Genomic DNA, 14,997 nt, shown 5'->3' with positions numbered 1-14,997 from the left:
TTGCACTGTGTCGACCGATAGAGAGTCGCAGCTGTTGCGGCAGGCGACCAAAGCCGGCATCGACTCCCCGCTTGAACTGGCCAATTTCATGGCCCAGGCAGGGCACGAGTCGCGCGGCTTGAGCCGGCTCAATGAAAGTTTCAACTTCACCCGGGGAATCTCGCAGATCCCGGTGGAAGCTGCGTGGCGCAATGGCAACGCCGCGCTGGAGAGCGCCCGCCAGGAGGCGCTGCGTGGGCGGCCGGAGAGCCTGGCCGAACTGATGTATGGCGGGCGCATGGGCAATGATGCGCCCGGCGACGCATTGAAGTATCACGGCCGCGGCTATCTGCCGCTGGTCGGCAAGGAAAACTATGAGCGTGCCGGCAAGGCGCTGGATCTGGATCTGGTGAATCAACCGGAGCTGGCCGCGCAGCCTGAGCATGCGGGCCGTATTGCGGTGTGGCAGTGGCAGACGCGCGTGCCGGAGGCGGCGCGCGAGGATGTGCGCGAAGCGACACGCGCGATCAATGGTGGCCTGAACGGCATCGAGGCCCGCCAGCAGCGGTTCGATGTGTGGCAGCAGAAGCTGACACCTGATGTGATGGCGCGGCTGGAGCGGGGCGAAGTGGGGGCGCCGGCGCAGCAGGCCACCCTGCGCGACATGTCGCAGCCGGGCGAGCCGGGACACGCCCTGTTCCAGGGGGCACGCCAGCACCTGCAGCAGATGGGGGCGCAGAGCGGACTGCGCAGTGAGCAGGAACTGGACAACGCCGCCGGCGCGCTGGCGTTGAGCGCGCAGAAGGCCGGCCTGTCGCGTATCGATCATCTGCTGGCGGGCAACGACGGGCGCACGCTGTTTGCGGTGCAGGGCGCGCTGGGAGATCCGGCGATGCTGCGTGCGTCCGTTGACCGGGAGCAGGCCGCCCAGCAGCCGCTGGCGCAGAGCAGCCAGCAGTTGGCTGCCAGTGTCGCCCAGCAGGACCCGGCGGCCGCGCTCGCCCGCGAGCAGGAGCAGCGTTCTCGATCCCTGTAACACCTGATGCCGGCGGGCAGGGGACCCGCCGGCGCTTTACGTACGACGCGTGGCGCCCTGTGGCGCCGACATGGAAACCCACTCGGAAGGACACCACATGCGAATCGTTCCCTCGAATGCCCGGCACGTCGCTGCCCGCTGCGATGCATTCGCGCGCCGCCTGCCGCCGCTCTGGCTGCTGTCACTTGGACTTGCCGCAGCGTCGGCACAGGCTCAGGCTCAGGAGACAGCGGCGCCCGTCGTGGAGGCGCCCATCGCCGCCGAGGCGATCGTTGACGCGCCTGCAGGGATGGCACCTGTTGCAGCGCCCATGGCCACCGAAGCCGTTGTCGCGGCGCCGGCTCCCGATGTACCGGCTGCCGTGACACCTCCTGCGACACCAGTGGTGGACGCGCAGCCGGCGCCGGTTGCAGACCCGACGCCTGTGCCCGTTGCACCCGCAGCGGCGGCGCCTGTCGCTGCACCGCCTGCTGTCGTCGAGCCAGCCGTCCCGGCGGTAGCTCCCGCGCCGCCCGCCTTGGTCATCGCGCCGTTGCCGCCCGAGCAGGCGACCGAGCGTGCGCTTGGTGCCCGCTGCCCGGTGGATCTGGCTGGGCGGCTGGCGGCCCAGGGCGAGCTGCTGATCGGCGCCTGCCAGGGCACGATGCCGGCGCATCTGGCCGCGCTGCTGGTCGCGCTGCCCCAGCAGGACGTCCACCTGCCGCGCAGCTGGCGCGAGCGTGAGGTGCAACAGAAGGTTTGGTTCAAGGCGGTGCCGGGCTACGGCCAGCGCCCGGACTTCATCGCGCGGATGGGCGACATCTGGGTGCGTTCGCTGGAAGGACGCGACGCCGACAGCACGTTCTACCTGGTGTCGGCACCGTTCACCTGCAGCGACAGGGTCGCCAACCGCGATGAGTACGGCGCGGAGCCGGTACGTGTGCCAGCGGGTGACTGCCGCGAGGCCTATGTGGCCCAGCGTGTGTACCAGGTTCGCGGGGACGCCGCGCCGAGGGATGTGACCGCCGATGCCATGCCGGCCATGCCCCAACTGACGGAGGCCGATCGTGCGCGGCAGCTGTCGCGCGACGGCCGGATCAGCCTGGACCACAGCAAGTTGCAGTACGGCCCGGCCATGCGCTGGTTCGTGCAGTACCCGGAGACGGCGCAGAAGGTCGGTCCGCGTGCCTACAGTGACTGGAACCGCGAGCACCTGGCCTTCGTGGTCTGGACTGGGGATCGCTTCGAGCTGCGTGAGAAGGTCGCGCGGGCGCAGTGGCCCTGTGATCCGGTAGCACCGGGCGATCGCGCCTGTGGTGGCTTCCCGGATTCCGGGCCGGATCTGTTCGTGACCGCCGGTGCGTCCGCGCCGGTCGCGGCCTCCAGCCCCTGAGGCAGAGGGCCGAAGTGACGCGGGAGCCGGAATGACCGGCTCCCGCGCTGTTCATCAGGCCTGCATGCTGCGGGTCTGGTTCTGCTGTTGTTCCAGTTGCTGATCGCGGTCCTGTGCCAGACGCTGTCCCGCGGCTTGCTGATCAATGCGCTGGCTGCTCTGCTCCAGCGGGGTGTTCATTGCCACGGCGGTGTCCACCGATACGCGCAGATGCGCCGGGTCGCCGCCCTGGCCCTGCACCGCGAAGCTGCGCGAGGCGTCGGCATTCATCACCACCTCGTCGATGCGCTTGCCGCCTGCAGCGTGCATCTCCGCCGCCAGGCTACCGGCCAACTGCGTACTCATCACATCCGGCACGCGGCCGACGCGAACGTCCTGCGCATGCACGCCACGGATCGCGTCGTTGAACAGCGGGTTGCCAAGATGAGTGGCATCGTCCATGCGCAGCATGCTGGTGTGATGGCCGTTCTTCTCCGCCTCGCGACGCGCCGGCTCACCGGGTTGCAGCGGGCCACGGATGTGGTCGTACAGATCGACGGCACCGCCCGGAATGCCACGTGCCGCACGGGTAACGCCGCGGCGCAGCGATTCGACGTCGTCGCGGTACTCCTCGATCATCTTGGCGTTGTCTTTCGCCAGCTTCTGCGTTTCCGGGTGCTTCAGCACCGAGCCTTCGTTGAGGAAGTTGCCCAGTTTGTGCGCGCCGAATGAGCTGGTGGCCGCGATGATCGGACGGTCTGGAATCAGATCACGCAGGGCGTGATTGCTGAAGCCATTTGCCGCGAGCGTCTTGATCTCATCGGGCTTGGCGTAGATGCGGACCTGGCCGAAGTGCGGCGAGGCGGCGCTGACCGGATCGGAAGCCATGACGTGGTTGATCATGGTGTTGCCGCCTTCCGGAATGCGGTAGCTGAGGCTGACCGCGCCGTAGGCGTTGAAGGTCTCGCCCTTGACGTTGAAGTGGTGCGAGGTGATCTGGGCCAGGGCGCCGCCGAGGGAGTGGCCGGTGACGGTAACTTCAGGTGCGCGGCCTCCGAATGCAGCTTCCTGCTTCGCGTAGTCCAGCGCGCTTTTGGTCAATGCGATGGCATCGGGGGCCTGCACGTTGGTGCGGGCGACGACCATGCCGCCGTCGGTCAGGATGGCATCACGAGCTATCTGCTCGGTGCCGCGATGAGCGACCACGATCTCGTTGGTGTCGGCTCGCTGATAAACAGTGCCTTGGTAACCATTGAGCCGGTTATTGACGTGATCGAGAATCTTGTAGTCATGCCCATTGATCGTGACGAGCTCTTCTTCCCCCGGACGCCTCCGGCCGACAGCGCGGTCCTTGTAGGCATCGTCGGAAAGCGCGGCATAATCCTGCGTGCTGATGGTCATTGGGTGACCTCGCTGGCGCTGAGACTCATCGTGAACAACTTGCCCTGCAGTTCAGCAACGTAGTCAGCCGGATCTGCCTTGCCGGTGGCTGGGTAGTTGGCAGCAAGCGGTGCCCGCGGATAGGCCGCGTCTGGATAGTAAAGCGTGTGGGTCTTGCCTTCGGTCAGCGGATCGGCTTTGACGAAGGTCAGGAAGCGGGTCTCTTCTTCTGCTCCCGTCGCTTTCAGCATCGCGCCGGCACCGGTGAACTCCCACTTGCAGACACCGCGACCGTAGTAGTCCTCGTCCAGCATGCGGTCGATGTATACAGTGCCGCGGTATTCGCCATCAGCGACCTTGCGCAGCTCCACTGGTTCCTGGCTGGTGATGCGTGCAGCCGTGCCTGTGGCCGGCTCGATGTGGCCGCACTGGTCTTCGTTGGTGACGTCGTACTGCGCGACACCTTCGACCACCGCGAAGTCGCCCGGGGCATCCTTCAGGCGCAGCACCAGTTCATAGGCCTTGCGCGGGCTGGGGTTGAGCTTGGCGAGGCCGCGCCCACCCTGGGCGACATCGGCTTCAGCAGCGGCACGTTCCTGGTTCATGGCGGTCTCCGGGTTGCAGGCGGTCAACAGAAGCAGAGCAAGGCACGGAATCATCTTGTGGCGCAATGTCGGCCTCCTTGGGGGTAGGGGTTGTGGAACTGGCGGCTCATGGCATGAGCTTCTGCACAGTGGTGGTGGTTGAGAACAACGCATTGCGCAGATCGGCGCGATAGCTGGAAGGATCTTCCTCGCCGCTCGCTCCGTATCCGGTGATCTCTTCGATTCGGGGGTAGTCGGCGCGTGGGTAGTGCCGCGTCACCCGGCTCCCCGCGTCCATGCGCTCCTTGTCGATGAACGTCAGGAATCGCGTATCCGCCTCGCCGGTCGTAGCGCGCAACATCGCACCGACTCCCGTCAGCGCCCAATGGCAGACACCACGCCCGTAGTAATCCTCGTCCTGCATGCGGTCGAGGTAGAACGTACCGCGGTACTCGTTCTCACCGACCTTGCGCAGCGTGACGAGCTCCTGGCTGGTAATACGGCTGGCGGTACCGGTCGCCCTCAGGACCCGGCCGCAGTCCTTGTGGTTGCTGACGTCGTACTGGGCAACGCCCTCGACCACCGCGAAGGGACCGGGGGCATCCTTCAGTGTCAGCACCAGCTCGTAGCCTTGCTGCGGTGATGGGTTGAGTTTGGCCAGGCCGCGCCCACCAGCGGCGACGTCGCGCTCGGCATCAGCATAGGGCGAGCATGCGGCCAGTGGGATAAGGGCGAGCAACGCCAGCAGCGGCTGCCTTTTCCTTTCAGGGAGCGCTACTCCCATGGCCTGATCCTGCATCGTGCGTCCATGTCCATATATCCTTCCTGGGTGACAGGTTTCTCGATTATGGAGCGTGTCAGGAACGCTGCGCCACCGCCGCGACGGCTTTTTGACGCGCCCGATGCGGTGTATTCCGGCGAATCGATTGCAGCACAGGGGATTCGGGCGTCGCGTTGGCCTTGCTGGCAGGGGCTGCTCGCGGTTGAATCTGCGACCTAAATCAATAATTCACGCATTCATCACATTATCAAAGGCGTTCTCTTGAACTGCATGATCCGCACCGAAACCACGGCCGACCACGCCGCCATCCATGCACTCACCGAGGCCGCCTTCCGCGAAGCCCTGCACAGCAGCCACACCGAGCAGTTCATCGTCGACGCCCTGCGCACCCGCGGGGAGTTGAGCATTTCGCTGGTCGCCGAAACTCAGGGCCAGGTGGTCGGTCACATTGCCCTGTCGCCGGTGACGGTCAGCGATGGCAGCACGGGCTGGTTTGGTCTGGGCCCGATCTCGGTAGTGCCCGCGTGGCAGGGGCAGGGCATCGGTGCGGCCCTGATGCGCGCCGCACTTGAAGCACTGCGTCAGCAGGGTGCGCATGGCTGTGTATTGCTGGGCGAGCCGGCCTATTACGGGCGCTTCGGCTTCCGTGCCGAGCCGGGCCTGGTGTTGCCGGGCGTGCCGGCGGAGTACTTCCAGGCGCTTTGCCTGCAGCCTCCGCTGGCTCAGGGCGAGGTGCAGTACTCACCGGCCTTCGAGGCGACAGCCTGAGCCACGGCGGGCGTGCGCCCGCTCAGGGCGCGCGCCAGACGGTCGGTTCGGGTTGCGGTTTCGGAATGCGGTAGCCGCCGATATGCTCGAGAATTTCATTGGTACGACGCTGCTCGACCAGTACCTCACGCAGCAGGTTGCGCACGGCGAAGATGGCGAACGGCACCAGGATCCAGACCAGGCTGATGCCCAGCGCAAACAGGGTCAACAGGGCTTTTGCACCATCCATGTACGGCATTCCTTGATCGAAAGCAGCCACGCTAGCACGCAGCTGCTGCCAACGGATGTCAGGCCTTATGCCGAAGGTGGATCAGCGGATACGGGCGGCCCTGCGAATCCAGCGGCGAACGACCGGTTTCGACAAAGCCCATGCGCAGGTAGAAACCTACGGCCTGCGCGTTCTGTGCGTTGACGTCGGTGCTCAGCTGCGGATGCTGGGCCAGTGCGTGCTGCAGCAGTTGACGGCCGATACCGGTCCCGCGCACGTCCGGATCGATGAACAGCGCTTCCATGTGGGTGCCATCGATCAGCATGAATCCCTGCGGCTGGTCCTGTGCATTGACGGCGACGGTCATCGGCGCCTGCGGCAGGAAAGCGGCCACTTCGGCATCGATGGCCTGGCGGTCTTCGGTACTGAGGAAGTCGTGGGTGGCGTCGACGGCGCGGCGCCAGAGATCGACAAGGGCGGCGCCGTCGTCGGCGCGAGAGGGACGGAGGGTGGTCATGTGTTCACCAAGGTGCTTGACAGGAATACTCATTGTGAAGCTTTCCGGCCGTGCCTGCAGGTGCGGGTTCATCCGGCGTTGCGATGGCGGATGAAGGGACTGTAGGCAGTCGCTTCCGCGCGCAGCAACACGCCATCCTCGAAGTCCTCACTGTTGTTGAAGGGCACGGTCGGCCACTGCCGCCATCGCGACAGTCGCTCGCGGTAGGAAAGGGTGGCTGCAACCAATGCTTCGTCGTGGGCCTGAATGCGTTCCGCTGCAAGCCCTGAACGCACGCCGTGCACCATATACGGCTCCATCACCTCGAAGCCGACGTAGCGCAGGCTGTACATCAATGGCCAGAGCAACAGCCGGGTATCGCCTTCGCGGCCGTCAACCGCGCATGCCCGCGCCGAAGAGCCGGTGGTGACGCTCAGCAGCGCACGCTTGCCCTGCATCACGCCGCGCTCGTGGCGTTGCCGGCTGTTGTACATCGGCCCGTAGACCAGCACGCGGTCCAGCCAGCCCTTGAGGATGGCCGGCGCCGCGAACCACCACAGTGGGAACTGCAGGATCACCAGGTCCGCGGCCCGCAGCAGTTGCAGGTGATGCTGCACATCGGTGGGCAACTGGTCGTGTTCGGCGCTGTAGCGTTGTTCGCGCTGGGGATCGAAGCGCTCGGGCTGCAGGCGCCGTGGATGGTGCCAGGAGGCTTCCAGCGGATCGAAGCTTTCTGCATACAGGTCGACCATGTCCACCTGCAGATGGTTGTGCCGCAGCTGCTCGGCCGCCTGCGTGGCCAGGTGGGCATTGAAGGAGCGGGGTTCGGGGTGGGCCAGCAGGATCAGGGCGCGCATGGGGCGAGGTGTTCGTGGAGTGTGCGACCATCCTCGCGATGCCGGCATGCCCCGGCAATTACGCACTTTGAGGTAACCATGGCCTTTCCCGGTGATGTCTATGCCGCCGACTGCTCGGCGCGCGATGCGCTGGCACTGATCTCCGGCAAGTGGGTGATGCTGCTGCTGCCGGCATTGGCCGAGGGCCCGCAACGCAATGGTGCGCTGCTGCGGAAGATCGAAGGCATCTCGCAGAAGGTGCTGACCCAGACCCTGCGGCAGCTGGAGCGCAACGGCCTGATCGAGCGCTGCGATCTGGGCGGCAAGCCACTGCACGTGGAGTACCGGTTGACCGAGGTTGCGCGCAGTCTGGTAGACACCCTGACCGCGTTGGACCGTTGGGCCGAGCACAATTTCCCGGCGCTGGACGCTGCCCGCGAGCGCTTCGACGCGCGTTAGCGGCGCCTGCACGGCTGCGGGCGTACAATGCGGCCCCGGCGGCCATCTTGGCCCTGCAGAAACGCGAGAACCGCCATGACCGACGCCCTGGGTGTGCCGGTGCACGACACCGACGAACACTGGATGCGCCACGCGCTGGCGCTGGCCGAGCGCGCACAACGCGAGTTCGACGAGATCCCGGTGGGTGCGGTGCTGGTCAGTGCCGACGGCCAGCTGCTGGGTGAGGGCTGGAACCTCAACATTGCTTCGCACGACCCCAGTGCGCATGCCGAAATCGTGGCCATGCGTTCAGGTGGAAAACTGCTCGCCAACCATCGCCTGCTCGGCAGCACCCTGTATGTGACCCTGGAGCCGTGCGCAATGTGCGCGATGGCGATCGTGCACGCGCGCGTTGCACGACTGGTCTACGGGGCCAGCGATCCCAAGACCGGGGCCTGCGGCAGTGTGTTCGACCTGCTCGGCGATGGTCGCCACAACCACCGGGTGGAGATCCACGGTGGGGTGCTGGCCAAGGAAGCCAGCATGCGCCTGACCAACTATTTCCGCGCCAAGCGCGGCAAGCCGCCGCTGTTGCTGGAAGACCACGCCAGCGAGGGCTGAGGGGCGAACGGGTATGATGGGCGCCTCTTTCCATCACCGGTAGGCCGCGCGCCTGCCCAGCAACGAGGCGACACATGGCGGACAACGGCGCGGCCAACGAACGACTGATCTGGATCGACCTGGAAATGACCGGGTTGGATACCGACAACGATTCGATCATCGAGATCGCCACCGTAGTCACTGACGCCCAGCTCAACGTGCTGGCCGAAGGTCCGGAATTCGCCATCCACCATCCGCTGGAAACGCTGGAAGCGATGGACGAGTGGAACCGCAACCAGCACCGCCGTTCGGGCCTGTGGCAGCGTGTGGTGGACAGCACGGTGACCCTTGCCCAAGCTGAAGCGCAGACGGTGAATTTCCTGGCGCAGTGGATCCCGGCCGGCCTCTCGCCGATGTGCGGCAACTCCATCTGCCAGGACCGCCGCTTCCTGCACCGCCAGATGCCGCGCCTGGAGAAGTACTTCCACTACCGCAACCTGGACGTGTCCACGGTGAAGGAGCTGGCCAAGCGCTGGGCGCCGACCGTGGCCGCTGGCGTTGGCAAGAACAGCAACCACACCGCGCTGAGCGATGTGCATGACTCCATCGCCGAGCTGCGTCACTACCGCCAGTTCATGGGCGCGCTGTCGGGGCTGCCGGTTGCCTGAACGACGACGCCGGGCATGGCCCGCCGCTACCGGATGACACGCGAACTGGTAGTGCCGGCCGCTGGCCGGCAATTCAGCGGCCTTCGTGACGTGTATCAGGTTGCCGGCCAGCGGCCGGCACTACCCTCCGTTCAACTCCCTGGCGCTAAGATCGGCGCCATGAACGAGCCCATCCTGCTCCCCCGCGACATTGCTCACGACGCCCGCGACTGGTCTGACCTGCAGCGGGCGGTGACCCTGCTGGAAGCGCCGACCCTGACCGCGCGCATGGCCAATCTGGTCGGCACGCCGCTGGAGTTCGCGGTGAAGGCGCTGCCCAACTCGGTCTCCAACCGCATCCATGGCGCCGTGCAGGCGGCGCTGACCAAGTCGGCGCAGGCAGCGCTGTGGAGCATGGACAACACCCCCGGCAAGGGGGCGTCCACCCGCTGGCACAAGTTGGCCGCAGCGACCTCCGGTGCGGTGGGCGGCGCCTTTGGCTTTGCCGCGCTGTTCATCGAACTGCCGGTGTCGACCACCATCATGATGCGCGCCGTGGCCGACGTGGCTCGCAGCGAAGGCTTCGACCTGTCCGAGTTCAGTACCCGCCAGGCCTGCCTGGAGGTGTTCGCGCTGGGCGGCAACTCGCCGCGCGATGACGCCAGCGAGACGGGCTATTACCTGGCCCGCGGCTTCACCACCGATGTGATGCGCCATCTGTCGGCCGAGCTGGCCGGGCGCGTGGTGACCGGCCGTGACCTGACCCTGGGCGTGGCACCGAAGGAAGCCGGCAAGCTGCTGGCAAAGATGGTGGAGAAGGTAGCCGCGCGCTTCGGCGTGGTGGTCACCGAGAAATTCGCCGCACAGGCGGTGCCGATCGTGGGTGCCGCTGCCGGTGCGACGCTCAATACGATGTTCACCGATTACTACCAGGACATGGCGCGCGGCCACTTCATCGTGCGCCGGTTGGAGCGCAAGTACGGCGAAGACGTGGTGCGCACGTGCTATGACCGCGTGGCGCATGGCACGATCAGGATGGAACCCAGCCTGGAGTAGATCCACGCCATGCATGGATGAGCCTTCATGCCAGGCCATCCTTGCCTGCCGGGCATAACTGTTTTGCCACAACACGCCTGTTGCCTTTCGCAGGCGGTCCCCATTCTTGCTGGCACTCCCCCCGCAAGAGATGTCCGCCATGTTGTTTACCTCCCACCGCTTGGGCGCCTTGACCCTGCCCAACCGAATCGTCATGCCGCCGATGACCCGCTCGCGCGCTGCCGACGGCAACGTTGCCACCGCGGAAATGGCCGCCTACTACGCGCAGCGGGCCAGCGCGGGCCTGATCGTCAGCGAAGGTACCCAGATCAGCCCGCAGGGCCAGGGCTATGCCTGGACGCCGGGCATCCACAGCCCGAAACAGGTGCAGGGCTGGCGACAGGTGACAGATGCCGTGCACGCTGCAGGCGGTCGCATCTACGCCCAGTTGTGGCACGTGGGTCGGGTCTTGCACGTGGCCCTGCAGCCCGGTGGTGCCGCGCCGGTGTCGTCGTCGGCGCTGCTGGCCGAGGGCGTGAAGGTGTTTGTCGACCCCACCGGCGCCGGCCCGGAAGCGGGCGTGGGCGAGATGATCCAGCACTCGATGCCGCGCGCGCTGGCCGAGGCCGAGATTCCAGGCATCATCGCCGACTACGCGCAGGCCACCCGCAATGCGCTGGCCGCCGGCTTCGATGGTGTCGAGCTTCACGGTGCAAATGGTTATCTGATCAACCAGTTCATCGACTCGCAGGCCAACCAGCGCAGCGACGGCTATGGCGGCTCGCTGCAGAACCGGCTGCGTTTCCTGCGCGAGGTCGTGCAGGCGGTGACTGCAGTAGCCGGTGGTGACCGCGTCGGTGTTCGTCTGGCGCCGCTGACGACGCTGCAGGGCGCGGTGGACGATACGCCGCAGGCTACCTACCTGGCCGCGGCGCACCTGCTGGGTGCGCTGGGCGTGGGCTACCTGCACATCGCCGAAGCCGACTGGGACGATGCACCGCTGATGCCGGTGGCGTTCAAGCAGGCGCTGCGCTTGATCTACCCGGGCACCCTGATCTACGCCGGCAAGTACACCGCCGAGCGCGCCGAGCAGGCACTGGCGGAAGGCTGGGTCGACCTGATCGGCTTCGGTCGCCCGTTCATCGCCAACCCGGATCTGCCGGAGCGCCTGCGTCTGGGTGCGGAATTGAACCCGCCGGATCGGGCGACGTTCTTCGGCGGAGGCGCGATCGGCTTCACCGATTACCCAACGCTGGAAGAAAGCGTCGCCGCCTGATCCTGGAGGTTGCCGGCCAGCGGCCGGCACTACCGGGGCGCGCGGGGCAGGGTAGTGCCGACCGCTGGCCGGCATTTCTGTGTCGGATCAGGGCTTGTCGCGCACCAGCGCGTCGGCCTCGACCACGCCACCATCCTTGCCATGCAGGTACAGGTGCATGTCCTGCTGCGGATACGGGATGTTGATGCCGGCCTTGTCGAAGCCCAGCTTGAGCTGTTCCAGCAGCGTGACCTTGGTACCGAACCAGTCGGCCGACTTCACGTAGCAGCGGATGCCAAGATTGATCGCGTGCGCGCCCAGTTCGTACACCACTACGTCCGGTGCCGGCGTCTGCAACACGCGCGGGTCGGCCTTCATCAGCGCCAGCGCGGTGTCGCGCGCCAGCTGGATGTTGTCTTCATAGCCGATGCCCACCACCAGTTCGACGCGGCGGGTCGGCTCGGCGGTCAGGTTGATGATCGGCGCAGCGGTGATCAGCGTGTTCGGAATGGTGGTGTGCTGATTGTCGGCACCGGTGATGACGGTCTGGAAGATGCGCACTTCGCGCACCGTGCCGGTCTGTCCGGCCACCGTCACTACATCACCGACGCGGAACGGGCGCAGCGTCACCAGCATGACGCCCGAGGCGATGTTGGACAGCGAGTCCTTCAGTGCCAGGCCTACCGCCAGGCCGGCGGTGCCAAGCACGGCCAGCAGCGGGGTGATCTGCACGCCCAGCGTGCCGATTGCCAGCACCACCACGATCACCAGCGACGCGGCGTACACCACGTTGCGCAGGAAATTGCCCAGCATCGGGTCCACGCCCATGCGCGCGGTGGCGCGTGGCATCGCGTTGGACAGGCGTCGCGCCACCCACATGCCGACCAGCAGCACCACGATCGCGGCCAGCAATGGCACGCCGTAGGTCTCCAGCAGGCGTTCCCAATCGAGGGAGTGGAACCAGGGTGTTGCGGCGGGGGCGGGTGGGGCAGTGGCGAGCATGCGGGCTCCTTTGCAGCGGGGGAGGTGGCGCGCGCAGACGCCAGAAACAACAAGCCCCGCAGAGGCGGGGCTTGCATGCAGCTGAAGTATGGGCCGGCGCCGATGAACACGACGTCAGCCCATCACGGCATCAGCCGTTGGCCTTCAGCTTGGCCAGGCGCAGCCAGGTATCGACCACGGTGTCCGGGTTCAGCGACACCGACTCGATGCCTTCCTGCATCAGCCACTCGGCCAGATCCGGGTGATCGGACGGGCCCTGGCCGCAGATGCCGACGTACTTGCCCTTGGCACGTGCAGACTTGATCGCCATCGACAGCAGCTTCTTCACTGCCGGGTTACGTTCGTCGAACAGGTGCGCGACGATCGACGAATCGCGGTCCAGGCCCAGGCTGAGCTGGGTCAGGTCGTTGGAGCCGATCGAGAAGCCGTCGAAGATCTCCAGGAACTCATCGGCGAGCAGTGCGTTGGACGGCACTTCGCACATCATGATGATCTTCAGGCCGTTCTCGCCCTGCTTCAGGCCGTTCTGTTCCAGCACCTCGATGACCTTGCGGCCTTCTTCCAGGGTGCGCACGAACGGAATCATGACCCACAGGTTGTCCAGGCCCATTTCGTTGCGCACGCGCAGCACGGCCTTGCACTCCAGCGCGAAGGCGGCCGAGAAGCTCGGATCGACGTAACGGCTGGCGCCGCGGAAGCCGATCATCGGGTTCTCTTCGTGCGGCTCGTAGTTGCTGCCGCCGATCAGGTTGGCGTACTCGTTGGACTTGAAGTCCGACAGGCGCACGATCACGGCGTTCGGTGCGACCGAGGCGGTGAGGGTGGCGATGCCTTCGGCCAGGCGATCCACGTAGAAGCTGACCGGATCACCGTAACCGGCGATCTTCTCGTCGATCTTCTTCTTGGTTGCCGCATCCTGGCGGTCGTATTCCAGCAGCGCGTTCGGGTGGATGCCGATGTGGCTGGCGATGATCATTTCCAGACGGGCCAGGCCGATGCCGGCGTTCGGCAGCTGGCCGAAGTCGAAGGCACGTTCCGGGTTGGCCACGTTCATCATGATCTTCAGCGGTGCCGGCGGCATGTTGCCCAGATCGGTGGTGGTGCGCTCGAAGCCCAGCTTGCCTTCGTAGATGAAGCCGGTATCGCCTTCAGCGCAGCTGACGGTGACCAGCTGGCCATCTTCGATGACCTTGGTGGCGTTGCCCGAACCGACCACGGCCGGCACGCCCAGCTCGCGCGCGATGATCGCGGCGTGGCAGGTACGGCCACCACGGTTGGTGACGATGGCCGAAGCGCGCTTCATCACCGGTTCCCAATCGGGATCGGTCATGTCGGCGATCAGCACGTCGCCCGGCTGCACGCGGTTCATGTCGTCCAGCGTCTTCACCACGCGGGCCACGCCCGAACCGATCTTGGCACCGACGGCGCGGCCCTCGGCCAGCACGTTGCCGCCCTTTTCGGTCAGCGCGAAGCGCTCGATCTGGGTGGCATGGCTGCGCGACTTCACCGTTTCCGGGCGCGCCTGCACGATGAACAGCTTGCCGCTGACACCGTCCTTGGCCCACTCGATGTCCATCGGGCGGCCGTAGTGCTTTTCGATGACCAGCGCCTGCTTGGACAGTTCCTGCACGTCCTCGTCGCTGATCGAGAAGGTGTTGCGCAGTTCGACCGGAGTGTCCTCGATCCTGACGCGCTCACCCGGAACATCCGAATACACCATGCGGATGGCCTTGCTGCCGAGCGAGCGGCGCAGGATCGCCGGCTTGCCGGCCTGCAGGGTGGGCTTGTAGACGTAGTACTCGTCCGGGTTGACCGCGCCCTGCACGACCATTTCGCCCAGGCCGAAGGACGAGGTGACGAACACCACATCGCGGAAGCCGGACTCGGTGTCCAGTGTGAACAGCACGCCGGAGGAACCGACGCCCGAACGCACCATCAGCTGCACGCCGGCGGACAGGAACACGTCTTCATGCTTGAAGCCGTGGTGCACGCGGTAGGCGATGGCACGGTCGTTGTACAGCGAGGCGAACACTTCCTTGACCTTGTGCACGACGTCGTCGGCACCGGTGACGTTGAGGAAGGTTTCCTGCTGGCCGGCGAAGGAGGCATCCGGCAGATCCTCGGCGGTGGCCGACGAACGCACGGCCACGGCCACGTCGCCGCCGCCATTGTCGGCGCTCAACTGGGCGTAGGCAGTGCGGATGTCCTGGTCCAGCTGCGGCTGCAGCGGGGCATCGATCACCCAGGTGCGGATTTCCTTGCCCGCTGCGGTCAGCGCGTTGACGTCCTCGACGTCCAGCGTGGCCAGCTTGTCGAAGATGCGCTTGGACAGATCGTTGTGCGCGATGAAGTCCTTGAAGGCTTCAGCGGTGGTGGCATAACCGCCCGGCACCGAAACGCCCAGACCGGCCAGGTTGCCGATCATCTCGCCCAGCGACGAATTCTTGCCGCCTACGCGGGCCAGATCGGCCAGACGCAGTTCGTGCAACCACAGGATGTTCTCGTTCAAGCGCGATGCTCCGTTTGGCCATCGCCCGAGGCGGGCTGGAATGGCCGCGTCCGTAGGAAGAAGCCGATATGATGCCGGGCAGAGTACCGTCG

At 66.0% G+C, this 14,997-nt stretch carries 16 protein-coding genes; 8 read left to right on the top strand and 8 right to left on the bottom strand.

Going from position 1 to position 14,997, the window contains the following annotated elements:
* Window positions 1-7 precede the first annotated feature (7 nt).
* Together ACZK4Z_RS13555 and ACZK4Z_RS13550 are read left to right on the top strand one after the other, a co-directional pair.
* Entirely contained in the window at window positions 8-1,015 is a 1,008-nt protein-coding gene (locus tag ACZK4Z_RS13555) for an XVIPCD domain-containing protein (RefSeq protein WP_012511433.1), read from the top strand.
* 97 nt (window positions 1,016-1,112) lie between these two features.
* Window positions 1,113-2,387 (top strand): hypothetical protein, encoded by a 1,275-nt coding sequence (locus ACZK4Z_RS13550; RefSeq protein WP_448123168.1) that lies wholly within the window; start codon window positions 1,113-1,115, stop codon window positions 2,385-2,387.
* Between the two features lie 54 nt (window positions 2,388-2,441).
* Here the strand turns inward: ACZK4Z_RS13550 and ACZK4Z_RS13545 are convergent, their stop codons facing one another.
* The 3 genes from ACZK4Z_RS13545 to ACZK4Z_RS13535 are packed head-to-tail and all read right to left on the bottom strand — an operon-like array spanning window position 2,442 to window position 5,129.
* On the bottom strand, window positions 2,442-3,767 hold the full coding sequence (locus ACZK4Z_RS13545; RefSeq protein WP_478450862.1) for an XVIPCD domain-containing protein: 1,326 nt from the start codon (window positions 3,765-3,767) through the stop codon (window positions 2,442-2,444).
* Complete coding sequence (locus ACZK4Z_RS13540; RefSeq protein ID WP_107431640.1) at window positions 3,764-4,417, bottom strand: hypothetical protein; 654 nt, start codon at window positions 4,415-4,417, stop codon at window positions 3,764-3,766. Before ACZK4Z_RS13540 ends, ACZK4Z_RS13545 begins: the two co-directional genes overlap by 4 nt.
* Before the next feature lie 40 nt (window positions 4,418-4,457).
* Complete coding sequence (locus tag ACZK4Z_RS13535) at window positions 4,458-5,129, bottom strand: hypothetical protein (protein WP_478450861.1); 672 nt, start codon at window positions 5,127-5,129, stop codon at window positions 4,458-4,460.
* Between the two features lie 243 nt (window positions 5,130-5,372).
* Here ACZK4Z_RS13535 and ACZK4Z_RS13530 point away from each other — a divergent pair, with 243 nt between their 5' ends.
* A complete protein-coding gene (locus ACZK4Z_RS13530) occupies window positions 5,373-5,879 on the top strand; it encodes a GNAT family N-acetyltransferase (RefSeq protein ID WP_404830387.1) in 507 nt (168 codons plus the stop codon).
* A gap of 22 nt (window positions 5,880-5,901) precedes the next feature.
* Here the strand turns inward: ACZK4Z_RS13530 and ACZK4Z_RS13525 are convergent, their stop codons facing one another.
* From ACZK4Z_RS13525 to ACZK4Z_RS13515, 3 genes are all read right to left on the bottom strand, one after another.
* Complete coding sequence (locus tag ACZK4Z_RS13525) at window positions 5,902-6,108, bottom strand: hypothetical protein (protein WP_346484738.1); 207 nt, start codon at window positions 6,106-6,108, stop codon at window positions 5,902-5,904.
* 58 nt (window positions 6,109-6,166) lie between these two features.
* The gene (locus ACZK4Z_RS13520) at window positions 6,167-6,604 is read right to left on the bottom strand and encodes an acetyltransferase (RefSeq protein ID WP_346484737.1); all 438 of its coding nucleotides are present in this window, start codon (window positions 6,602-6,604) and stop codon (window positions 6,167-6,169) included.
* A gap of 68 nt (window positions 6,605-6,672) precedes the next feature.
* The gene (locus ACZK4Z_RS13515; RefSeq protein ID WP_478450860.1) at window positions 6,673-7,440 is read right to left on the bottom strand and encodes an NAD(P)H-dependent oxidoreductase; all 768 of its coding nucleotides are present in this window, start codon (window positions 7,438-7,440) and stop codon (window positions 6,673-6,675) included.
* Window positions 7,441-7,518: 78 nt separating this feature from the next.
* On the opposite strand from ACZK4Z_RS13515, the gene ACZK4Z_RS13510 reads away from it, so the two are divergent.
* The 5 genes from ACZK4Z_RS13510 to ACZK4Z_RS13490 all read left to right on the top strand — a co-directional run bounded on the left by ACZK4Z_RS13510 (window position 7,519) and on the right by ACZK4Z_RS13490 (window position 11,415).
* Window positions 7,519-7,878, top strand: a complete 360-nt coding sequence (locus ACZK4Z_RS13510) for a winged helix-turn-helix transcriptional regulator (RefSeq protein ID WP_032129513.1) — start codon at window positions 7,519-7,521, stop codon at window positions 7,876-7,878.
* Between the two features lie 75 nt (window positions 7,879-7,953).
* Window positions 7,954-8,478, top strand: coding sequence for a tRNA adenosine(34) deaminase TadA (gene tadA, locus ACZK4Z_RS13505; RefSeq protein WP_125893936.1), 525 nt, complete (start codon window positions 7,954-7,956; stop codon window positions 8,476-8,478).
* A 74-nt stretch (window positions 8,479-8,552) separates the two neighbouring features.
* Window positions 8,553-9,125: an oligoribonuclease gene (gene orn / locus ACZK4Z_RS13500; protein ID WP_107431636.1), complete on the top strand. Its 573-nt coding sequence runs from the start codon at window positions 8,553-8,555 to the stop codon at window positions 9,123-9,125.
* 159 nt (window positions 9,126-9,284) lie between these two features.
* Complete coding sequence (locus ACZK4Z_RS13495) at window positions 9,285-10,160, top strand: EcsC family protein (protein ID WP_125893938.1); 876 nt, start codon at window positions 9,285-9,287, stop codon at window positions 10,158-10,160.
* 139 nt (window positions 10,161-10,299) lie between these two features.
* Entirely contained in the window at window positions 10,300-11,415 is a 1,116-nt protein-coding gene (locus tag ACZK4Z_RS13490) for an alkene reductase (RefSeq protein WP_125893940.1), read from the top strand.
* An 87-nt stretch (window positions 11,416-11,502) separates the two neighbouring features.
* On the opposite strand, the gene ACZK4Z_RS13485 is transcribed toward ACZK4Z_RS13490, so the two are convergent.
* Window positions 11,503-12,396 carry a mechanosensitive ion channel family protein gene (locus ACZK4Z_RS13485; protein WP_050509854.1) on the bottom strand — a complete coding sequence of 298 codons (894 nt, stop codon included), beginning with the start codon at window positions 12,394-12,396 and terminating at the stop codon, window positions 11,503-11,505.
* Between the two features lie 130 nt (window positions 12,397-12,526).
* Window positions 12,527-14,905: a phosphoenolpyruvate synthase gene (ppsA, locus tag ACZK4Z_RS13480; RefSeq protein ID WP_014037623.1), complete on the bottom strand. Its 2,379-nt coding sequence runs from the start codon at window positions 14,903-14,905 to the stop codon at window positions 12,527-12,529.
* Window positions 14,906-14,997 lie beyond the last annotated feature (92 nt).

Source organism: Stenotrophomonas sp. 71799_Sma (assembly GCF_056482505.1).
This window is presented reverse-complemented; position numbering and strand designations above follow the sequence as displayed.